This is a genomic window from Brevundimonas sp. UBA7534, from assembly GCF_002479325.1.
Classification (GTDB): Bacteria; Pseudomonadota; Alphaproteobacteria; order Caulobacterales; family Caulobacteraceae; genus Brevundimonas.
In genome coordinates this window covers 20,445-29,679 of sequence record NZ_DLMO01000016.1, presented here as the reverse complement: position 1 = coordinate 29,679, position 9,235 = coordinate 20,445, and the positions used below count along the sequence as shown (strand labels likewise).

The following is a 9,235-nucleotide window of genomic DNA, read 5'->3' as shown; positions in this document are numbered from 1 at the left end:
GCATCCGCTCCATCGCCCTGAGCCAGAGCCTGGAGCGGTTCCACGACGAGGTGATCGCCCACTGGGAGACGGCCGAGGCCTATGCGCCCGCCATCATCAGCCGCCTGTTGGAGCAGAGGTGGTCGCCGGGCGTGGTGATGAACCTGAACTTCCCCAACCGCCGGCCCGAACAGGTCGAGGCGGTGGAGGTGACGACGCAGGGCTTCCGCGACGTGGGCGAGATGCACGCGGTGCGCCGAACCGACCTGCGCGGCCGGGATTACTACTGGATGAGCTTCCGCGGCCAGAAGCAGGAACACGCCGAGGGCACCGACCTGCGCGCCATCGAGGAGGGCCGCATCTCGGTCACGCCGCTGCACATCGACCTGACCCACATGGCCAGCGTCAACGACCTGAAGAAGGTGCTGGGCGGGGCGCCCCCGAGGAAGGTGGAGCGGGTGGCGTGAACCTGCGCGACGACCGGGCCGGGCGTCTGATCCTGTCCCTGCGCCAGCAAGGGGTGACGGACCCGCGCGTGCTGAAGGCGATGGAGAGCGTCGACCGCTCGGTCTTCGTGCACGAGAAATTCCTGGATCAGGCGTGGGAGGACCAGGCCCTGCCGATCGACTGCGCCCAGACGATCAGCCAGCCCTACATCGTCGGCCTGATGACCCAGGCGCTGGAGGTCCAGCCGCGCCACCGGGTGCTGGAGATCGGCACCGGCAGCGGATACCAGTGCGCGGTGTTGTCGAAGCTGGCGCGCTACGTCTATTCGGTCGAGCGCTACCGCAGCCTGCTGAACGAGGCCGAGACGCGGCTGCGGACGCTGGACATCGACAACGTCATCACCCGGCACGGCGACGGCGGGCTGGGCTGGCCCGAACAGGCGCCTTTCGACCGGATCATGGTCACGGCGGCGTCGCCGCACGAGCCGACCGAACTGCTGAAGCAACTGAAGCCGAACGGGGTGCTGGTCGCGCCGGTGGGGCGCACCTCGGTGCAGATGCTGCACCGCTATGTCGGCCAGGGCGACGGCTCCTTCCGCCGCGAAAGCCTGACGGAGGTGCGCTTCGTGCCCCTGGTCGAGGGAACGGCCAAGGAGGGGTGATCGGCGCGAAAGCCGGCGCCGTTAACCTTCACGTCAAACTTTCGCGCCCATTGCGGGGTTGGCTTGGCGGCGCCGACGGGGCACACCGGGCGGGCGAGTTTAACCATGCGAGGAGCGGCCGGTGACGGGTCTGACGGGCTGGACGAGAACGGTTTTGATCCTGGCGGCGGGGGCCAGCCTGACGGCGTGCATCAGCTATCCGTCCGAGCCGCGCTATCCGACCCATCCGATGGCCTTGCCCGGACAGGGCGCGCCGACGACGTCCTATCCCCCGCAGGGCCAGCAGGGACAGGCCTACCCCGGTGGAACCCAGACGCAACCGTATCGCCCCGGTCAGTATGAAGCGCCGCCGCCGGCGACCGCGCCGGTCGGATCGGTGGAGGGCGGCGCCCTGCCGCCGACGGTCAGCGTGACGCCGCCCGCCCAGACGCAGACGCAGACGCAGACGCCGCCGCCGCCGGTCTATAGCGGCCAGCCGGGCGCGGCCTATGTGATCCAGCCGGGCGACACCATCTCGGGCGTCGGCCGCCGCTTCCAGACGCCGGTGCAACTGTTGATCGACCTGAACGGCCTGGGGCCGAGGGGCGCGATCACGACGGGCCAGCGGATCATCCTGCCCGAATCGGCGGTCGACACCGGCCGCGATCCCTATGCGACAGGCCCGTCTCCCGTGGGCGTGCTGGTGCCCAACGGCTCGGTCCCGCCGCCCCCGCCGCCGCCTTCGGGCAATGCGGCCCTGCCGGCCCAGACGCGGCCGACGACGCCGGCGCCGAGCGTCGGCGCGACGCCTTCCACCAGCAGTCCGGCCAACCTGGTGTGGCCCGTTCGGGGCGAGATTCTGCGCCGCTTCGGCCCGGTGGGCATGGGCGAGCGCAATAACGGCGTCAACATCGGCGCCTCGGCTGGGACGGCCGTGGTCGCCTCCGGCGCCGGCCGCGTGGCCTATGTCGGCGACGATCTGGTCGGGCAGGGGCTGACGGTGCTGATCGTGCACAATGGCGGCTGGCGGACGGTCTACGGCCACCTGGGCTCGGCCACCGTCAGTGATGGCGACGACGTGCGCCAGGGCCAGCAGATCGGCACGGTGGGTCTGACCGCCGGCGACGGCCGCCCCTCGATCCACTTCGAGACCCGGCAGATGCAGGGCGACGACCCGGTGGCGATCGACCCCCTGACGGTCCTGCCGCGATAGCGCTTTCGCCGCGTTGCATTCCGTCAACGTCGGCCCTAGGTTCCGCGCCTCGTTTTTGATGGGGCGCCGACGAGGGCCGACCCCTCGTGTCTTGGAGACTAACCTATGGGCGCTCCCGCTGACGGCGGCATGATGGCCGTGATCATGCAGTTCCTGCCGATCGTCGCCATCTTCATCCTGTTCTACTTCCTGCTGATCCGTCCGCAGCAGAAGCGCGCCAAGGAACACCAGGCGGCCATCGGCGCGGTCAAGCGCGGCGACACCGTGGTCCTGTCCAGCGGCATGATCGGCAAGGTCACCCGCGTCGAGGACGCCGAGGTCAACGTCGAGATCGCCCCCAGCGTCAACGTGCGCGTGGTCAAGGGCATGATCGCCGAGGTGCGCAATCGCACCGCCATCGCCGCCAACGACTCCAAGGCCTGACAAGCGCCTATCGCTGATCCGGGATCGCCCACATGATTCAGCTCTCGCGCTGGAAAGTCACCCTCGTCGTCCTGGCCGCGCTGTTCGGGCTGCTGTTCGCCTATCCGAACCTGCTGAGCCCCGCCCAGCGCGAGGCGCTGCCCGGCTGGCTGCCCAAGAACACGCTGAACCTGGGGCTGGACCTTCAGGGCGGGTCGTACCTGCTTCTTGAGGTGGACGTTCCGGCCATGCGCACCGCGCGGATCAACAACCTGATCGAGGACGTGCGGGTCACGTTGAACGAGGCGGGGATCAGCACCGGCGGCTTCCAGCGCGAGGAAGGCGGCGTGGTCGTGACCCTGGCCAATCCGGCGCAGCAGGGCGCGGCGTTCGAGGCCCTGCGGACCCTGGCCGGCGCGGCCGGCCCCAGCGGCCAGGTGGAACGCACCGCCGCGCGCGTCGGCGATAACCGCGTCCGCTTCGCCTACACCGACACTGCGTTGAACGGCATGGGCTCGACCGCGGTGGACCAGTCGATCGAGGTGGTGCGTCGCCGGATCGACAGCCTGGGCACGCGCGAACCCTCCATCACCCGCCAGGGCGCCGACCGCATCGTGGTCCAGGCGCCCGGCGAGAGCGATCCGACCAAGCTGGAGGAGGTCATCGGCCAGACGGCGCAACTGACCTTCCAGATGGTGGACACCGAGAACTCGGTCAACGACGCCCTGGCTGGCCGCGTCCCGCCGGATTCGCAGCTTCTGGCCGACGAGCAAGGCACGCCCTATCTGGTCAAGCGCCGCATCCTGGTGGCAGGCGAGAACCTGACCCGCGCCAGCGTGGGCGCCGACCAGAGCGGCCGCCCCGCCATCGACTTCCGCTTCGACGGGACCGGCGCCCGCCGCTTCGGCGACGCCACCGCCGCCAACCTGGGCAAGCCCTTCGCCATCATCCTGGACGGCAAGGTCATCTCGGCCCCGACGATCCAGAGCGCGATCACCAGCGGTTCAGGCCAGATCACCGGCCAGTTCACCATCGAGGAAGCCTCGACCCTGGTGAACCTGCTGAACGGCGGCGCCCTGCCGGCCCCGCTGAACGTCGAGGAACGCCGGGTCGTCACCGCCGAACTAGGCGCCGACGCCGTCGCCGCGGGCGCCCTGTCGACCGCCATCGGCTTCGCCATCATCGTGGTCTTCATGATCCTGGCTTATGGTCTGCTGTTCGGCGGGGTGTCGGTGCTGGGCCTGATCCTGAACGGGGTGCTGATCATCGCCGCCATGTCGCTGACCCAGGCGACGCTGACCCTGCCGGGCATCGCCGGTCTGATCCTGACCTTCGCGGTCGCCGTTGACGCCAACGTCCTGATCTATGAGCGGATGCGCGACGAGGCCCGATCCGGCCGCAGCGTGATCGCCAGCATGGACGCGGGCTTCTCCAAGGCCTGGGGCACCATCCTGGACGCCAACGTCACCACCCTGGTGGCGGCGGCCATCATGTTCGTCTTCGGAGCCGGCCCCGTGCGGGGCTTCGCCTGGACGCTGAGCATCGGGGTCGTGACCTCGATGTTCTCCTCGATCCTGGTCGCCCAGGTCCTGCTGGCGTACTGGCTGAAGAAGGCCAGACCCAAGAAACTGCCGATTGCGGAGTGATGGCGATGCGTGGATGGCCCCTCATCAAGATTCTGCCGCAGAAGACGAACTTTCATTTCGTCAAATATGCGAAGCCGGCCGGCGCCCTGTCGGTGATCCTGTGCATCGCCTCGATCGTCGCCTGTTTCTACCCCGGCCTGAACATGGGCATCGACTTCCGGGGCGGCGCCTCGATGGAGGTGTCCAAGCCCGCGGGACAGGAAATCCAGCTGGACCGGGTGCGCGAAGCCGTCAGCGGCCTGAACCTGGGCGACGTCCAGGTCCAGGGCATCGCCCGGCGCGACAACAACGCCAATGACGGCTCGACCGCCATCCTGCGTTTCCAGGTGCCGGAAGGCCGCGACCAGACGCAGGTGGTGCGCCAGGTCGAGGGCGCGGTCAGCCAGGCCGTCGGCCAGGTCAGCTATTCGGGCGTCAGCGTGGTGGGCTCCAAGGTCTCGGGCGAGCTGTTCACGTCCGGCCTGATGGCGCTGGCCGTCGCCGTGGGACTGATGTTCCTTTACGTCTGGTTCCGGTTCGAGCCCCAGTTCGGCTTCGGCGCCGTGATCGGGCTGCTGCACGACGTGATTCTGACCTTCGGCCTGATCGTCCTGTTCCGGCTGGAGTTCAGTCTGAACATGGTCGCCGCCATCCTGACCATCATCGGCTATTCGATGAACGACACCGTCGTGGTGTTCGACCGCCTGCGCGAGAACCTGCGCAAGTACAAGACCATGCCGCTTCGCGACGTCATCGACCTGTCCCTGAACGAGACGCTGACCCGGACGATCATCACCGGGGGAACGGCGGTGATGGTGCTGGCGGCGCTGGCGCTGTTCGGCGGCGAGGCGCTGTTCGGCTTCTCCATCGCGCTGATGTTCGGCATCGTCATCGGCACCTATTCGTCGATCTACGTCGGCGCGCCGGTGATCTTGCTGTGGGGCGTCAAGCGCGGCGGGGCGAACGACGAGGCCAAGCCGATCAAGCTGGGCATGGCGAGCCGACCCTGAACGATCGTTCGGCAAGAAAAAACGGCGGCTCCGAAAAGGAGCCGTCGTTTCTGTTTTCAGGGCTGTTGACCCGCCTCAGCGCAGCGAGGCCGCGAAGCGCTGGATGCGGCTGCAGGCCTCTTCCAGAATGCTGTCGGAGGTGGCGTAGCTGATGCGGAAATAGGGCGACAGGCCGAAGGCCTCGCCCTGGACCACCGCCACGCCCTCGGCGTTCAGCAGTTCGGCGGCGAAGGTGGAATCTCCGTCGATGACCACGCCGCCCTCCGTCGTCTTGCCGATCAGGCCGGCGATGGAGGGATAGACGTAAAAGGCGCCCTCGGGCGTGGCGCAGGTGATGCCCGTCGCCTGGTTCAGCATCGACACCACCAGGTCGCGGCGCTTTTCGAAGGCGGCCTTGCGTTCGGGGATGAAGTCTTGGGGTCCGTTCAGCGCCTCGACCGCCGCCCACTGGCTGATGCTGGCGGGGTTGGAGGTCGTCTGGCTGGCGACCTTGCGCATCAGGTCGATCAGCGGCTTGGGGCCGCCCGCATAACCGATGCGCCAGCCGGTCATCGCATAGGCCTTGGACACGCCGTTGACCGTCAGGGTGCGGTCGATCAGGTCCGGCGCGACCTGGGCGATGGTGGTGTATTCGAAGTCGCCATAGACGAGGTGCTCGTACATGTCGTCGGTCAGCACCCAAACGTGGGGATGGCGACGCAGCACCTCGGCCAGGGCTTCCAGTTCGGCGCGGGTGTAGGCGGCGCCGGTGGGGTTCGACGGACTGTTCAGGATCAGCCACTTGGTCTTGGAGGTGATGGCGGCTTCCAGCACGGCGGGCAGCAGCTTGAAGCCGTCCTTCTCTTCGCCGACGACCGTGACCGGCTCGCCGCCGGCCAGCAGCACCATGTCGGGATAGGACACCCAGTAGGGCGCGGGCACGATCACCTCGTCGCCCGGGTTCAGGGTGGCGACCAGGGCGTTGAAGATCACCGGCTTGCCGCCCGGCGCGACGTGAATCTGCGACACGTCATAGGCCAGGCCGTTCTCGCGCGCGAACTTGGCGACGATCGCCTTCTTCAGCTCGGGCATGCCGTCGGCGTCGGTGTACTTGGTTTCACCGCGTTGGATGGCGTCGATGGCCGCCTGCTTGATGTTGTCCGGCGTGTCGAAATCCGGCTCGCCGGCGCCCAGGCCGATCACGTCGCGACCCTCGGCTTTCAGCTTCCGCGCCTGGGCGGTCACCGCGATGGTGGCCGACGGCTTGACGCGGGCGAGGGCGGAGGATTGCAGGCTGGACATGATTTTCCCGTCGATTTGGAAGTTTCGTGCCGGGGAGGCGCGGTTTCTTACGCGGCGTCGCCCGCCGGGACAATGGATGGCGGCTCGCTAATGTGCGGATCGGGTGATATGGCGCGCCTCGATGCGGTGGATCGTCGACTTTCTGTCCAACATGGAGGCCCGGCGCTGGCGCGCGGTGCTGGCGACCGCCCTGCTGCTGGGGGCGATGATCGCCCTGTTCGCCGTGGGCAAGAGCCAGTTGGGCCTCGATGCGGAGGCTCGGCTGGAAGCCTGGCTGGGCGGGTTCCGGCATGGGCCCTGGGGTTTGCCCGCCGCCGTGATCGTCTTCACCCTGGCCGCCGTCTTCGGGGCGCCGCAATTCATCCTGATCGCCGCCTGCGTGGTGGCGTTCGGGCCGTGGTACGGCTTTCTCTACAGCTGGATCGCGACGATCGCCTCGGCCGGCGTGACCTACTGGTTGGGGCGGGGGCCGACGGCCCGGCTGCTGGAACGGCATGGCGGGCGCACGGTCGGGCGGCTGACCCGGTTCGTCGGCAAGAACGCCTTTTACGCCAGCTTCATGATCCGCAACGTCCCCTCGGCGCCCTTTATCGTGGTCAACATGGCGTTCGGCGCCGCGAGGGCCTCGTTTCCGCTGTTCCTGGCCGGCTGCGCGCTTGGCGTGCTGCCGAAGACGGCGCTGGTGGCCTTCTTCGGCGGCTCCTTCATGACGGCCGTCAGCGGCGACGGCGTGTGGACCTCGGCCATACTGGCCGGGGTGGCCCTGGCATGGCTGGGGCTGATGCTGGCGGTGCGCGAAGTGGTGCGACGGCGCGAGTCCGCGCGCGGCGACTGATCCGGATAACCGCTTAGTCGTTGGTTTATTCGCTGTTCACAGTGGACGTTGCAACCTGAGAGCGAAGGGAGCAGTTCATGCTGGATTTTCGCACACTCTACAATCAGCATCAGGTGATCATACGTCTGGCGAGCGACCTGACTGGACTGGGCGACACGCTTCGCACGCGCGACGACGCAATCGAGGCGCGCGCCTTGCTTGAGCGGTTGGACCGCGTGTTGTGCGCTCACCTGGAGTTGGAAGATCGCACTGTCATGCCGGCCCTGAGCGACAGCGAAGATCCGGCGACTCGAGGCCTGGCCCAGGACTGCATCGAGGAAATGGGGGGCATCGCCCAAGTCTGGGCGGCGTACCGATCCGCCTGGCGAACGGAGACCATTGCGGCGTCGCCAGCGCGCTTCGCCTGCGCGACCCGCAATCTGGTCGAGGCCCTGGCGGGGCGGGTGGAGCGCGAAGAGCGTCAGCTCTACCCGCTTGCGCAGGGCCCGGAGAACCGGCCCGCCTGACGCCCTCGCGAAGCCGTGAACCGCCAAGCTGGCGAGCCTGCTATCGGGGCTTGCCATTGGGGACGCATGCGGGCAAACGGGCTTCCGGTAGGCGTGGCGAAGACGATCAGGACGCGGACGGGGAAGGGGATCCCCCACGTGTGGGCGTCGCCAGGTCGACTGCGAACGAAGACGCCCTCGGCCCAACACAAACGGTATCCTTTCCCATGAGCTTTTCCCTTTTCGGCGCGATCTCCAACGACATCGCGATGGACCTGGGCACCGCCAACACCCTGATCTACCAGAAGGGCAAGGGCATCGTGCTGAACGAGCCGTCGGTCGTGGCGCTGAGAAACGTGGGCGGGCGCAAGATCGTGCACGCCGTGGGCATAGAGGCCAAGCAGATGCTGGGTCGGACGCCCGGACACATGGAAGCCATCCGCCCGATGCGTGACGGGGTCATCGCCGACTTCGAAGTCGCCGAGGAGATGATCAAGCACTTCATCCGCAAGGTGCATAACCGCAAGGGCTTCGTGAACCCCAAGATCATCGTCTGCGTCCCCTCGGGCGCCACGGCGGTCGAACGTCGCGCCATCAACGACAGCTGCCTGAACGCCGGCGCGCGCCGCGTTGGCCTGATCGACGAGCCGATGGCGGCCGCGATCGGCGCCGGCCTGCCGATCCACGAGCCGACCGGCTCGATGGTCGTCGACATCGGTGGCGGCACGACGGAAGTCGCCGTCCTGTCGCTGTCGGGCATCGTCTATTCGCGCTCCGTCCGCGTCGGCGGCGACAAGATGGACGACAGCATCATCAGCTACATGCGCCGCAACCATAACCTGCTGATCGGCGAGACGACCGCCGAACGCATCAAGAAGGACATCGGCACCGCCCGCATCCCGGCCGACGGCGAAGGCCTGTCGATCGAGGTCAAGGGCCGCGACCTGATGCAGGGCGTGCCGCGCGAGGTGCGCATCTCGGAACGTCAGGCGGCGGAAGCTCTGGCCGAGCCGGTGACGCAGATCATAGAGGCCGTGAAGGTCGCGCTGGAGGCGACGCCGCCTGAACTGGCCGCCGACATCGCCGACAAGGGCATCATGCTGACCGGCGGCGGCGCCTTGCTGCGCGGCCTGGACGTCGAGATCCGCGACCACACCGGCCTGCCGGTCTCGGTGGCCGACGATCCGTTGTCGTGCGTCGCCGTGGGTTGCGGCCGCGTTCTGGAGCATCCGCGTTGGATGAAGGGCGTGCTCGACGCGGCCTTCTGAGGTCGCGCAGTCCCGATAAGGCCTTCGTGATCGCGGTTTTATTCCCGCCG

Annotated in this window: 10 protein-coding genes; 9 read left to right on the top strand and 1 reads right to left on the bottom strand. The window is 67.9% G+C overall.

Annotated features, from left to right (window positions below; all coding sequences use genetic code 11):
* From B2U11_RS01145 to secF, 6 genes are all read left to right on the top strand, one after another.
* On the top strand, positions 1–446 hold a 446-nt coding region (locus B2U11_RS01145), incomplete at its 5' end, for a 5'/3'-nucleotidase SurE (protein ID WP_292069181.1).
* Complete coding sequence (locus tag B2U11_RS01140) at positions 443–1,087, top strand: protein-L-isoaspartate(D-aspartate) O-methyltransferase (protein WP_292069179.1); 645 nt, start codon at positions 443–445, stop codon at positions 1,085–1,087. The genes B2U11_RS01145 and B2U11_RS01140, both read left to right, overlap by 4 nt.
* Before the next feature lie 121 nt (positions 1,088–1,208).
* Positions 1,209–2,279, top strand: a complete 1,071-nt coding sequence (locus B2U11_RS01135) for a M23 family metallopeptidase (protein WP_292069177.1) — start codon at positions 1,209–1,211, stop codon at positions 2,277–2,279.
* A gap of 105 nt (positions 2,280–2,384) precedes the next feature.
* Complete coding sequence (gene yajC, locus B2U11_RS01130) at positions 2,385–2,702, top strand: preprotein translocase subunit YajC (protein ID WP_249750706.1); 318 nt, start codon at positions 2,385–2,387, stop codon at positions 2,700–2,702.
* Positions 2,703–2,734: 32 nt separating this feature from the next.
* Positions 2,735–4,327 (top strand): protein translocase subunit SecD, encoded by a 1,593-nt coding sequence (gene secD / locus B2U11_RS01125; protein WP_201216687.1) that lies wholly within the window; start codon positions 2,735–2,737, stop codon positions 4,325–4,327.
* Complete coding sequence (gene secF / locus B2U11_RS01120) at positions 4,327–5,316, top strand: protein translocase subunit SecF (RefSeq protein ID WP_292069173.1); 990 nt, start codon at positions 4,327–4,329, stop codon at positions 5,314–5,316. The genes secD and secF overlap by 1 nt, the downstream gene beginning before the upstream one ends.
* A gap of 75 nt (positions 5,317–5,391) precedes the next feature.
* On the opposite strand, the gene B2U11_RS01115 is transcribed toward secF, so the two are convergent.
* The gene (locus B2U11_RS01115; protein ID WP_292069171.1) at positions 5,392–6,597 is read right to left on the bottom strand and encodes a pyridoxal phosphate-dependent aminotransferase; all 1,206 of its coding nucleotides are present in this window, start codon (positions 6,595–6,597) and stop codon (positions 5,392–5,394) included.
* A gap of 121 nt (positions 6,598–6,718) precedes the next feature.
* Here B2U11_RS01115 and B2U11_RS01110 point away from each other — a divergent pair, with 121 nt between their 5' ends.
* The 3 genes from B2U11_RS01110 (at position 6,719) to B2U11_RS01100 (ending at position 9,185) form a co-directional block, all read left to right on the top strand.
* Entirely contained in the window at positions 6,719–7,432 is a 714-nt protein-coding gene (locus tag B2U11_RS01110; RefSeq protein WP_292069169.1) for a TVP38/TMEM64 family protein, read from the top strand.
* 77 nt (positions 7,433–7,509) lie between these two features.
* Positions 7,510–7,938 (top strand): hemerythrin domain-containing protein, encoded by a 429-nt coding sequence (locus B2U11_RS01105; protein ID WP_201215770.1) that lies wholly within the window; start codon positions 7,510–7,512, stop codon positions 7,936–7,938.
* A 206-nt stretch (positions 7,939–8,144) separates the two neighbouring features.
* A complete protein-coding gene (locus tag B2U11_RS01100; protein WP_201215772.1) occupies positions 8,145–9,185 on the top strand; it encodes a rod shape-determining protein in 1,041 nt (346 codons plus the stop codon).
* The last annotated feature ends 50 nt before the right edge of the window (positions 9,186–9,235 follow it).

Excerpts from the sequence above, each read along its gene's own strand:
- yajC (WP_249750706.1), top strand. The coding sequence starts at position 2,385 with ATGGGCGCTCCCGCTGACGGCGGCATGATGGCCGTGATCATGCAGTTC.
- secD (WP_201216687.1), top strand. The coding sequence starts at position 2,735 with ATGATTCAGCTCTCGCGCTGGAAAGTCACCCTCGTCGTCCTGGCCGCG.
- secF (WP_292069173.1), top strand. The coding sequence starts at position 4,327 with ATGGCGATGCGTGGATGGCCCCTCATCAAGATTCTGCCGCAGAAGACG.
- B2U11_RS01115 (WP_292069171.1), bottom strand. The coding sequence starts at position 6,597 with ATGTCCAGCCTGCAATCCTCCGCCCTCGCCCGCGTCAAGCCGTCGGCC.
- B2U11_RS01110 (WP_292069169.1), top strand. The coding sequence starts at position 6,719 with ATGCGGTGGATCGTCGACTTTCTGTCCAACATGGAGGCCCGGCGCTGG.
- B2U11_RS01105 (WP_201215770.1), top strand. The coding sequence starts at position 7,510 with ATGCTGGATTTTCGCACACTCTACAATCAGCATCAGGTGATCATACGT.
- B2U11_RS01100 (WP_201215772.1), top strand. The coding sequence starts at position 8,145 with ATGAGCTTTTCCCTTTTCGGCGCGATCTCCAACGACATCGCGATGGAC.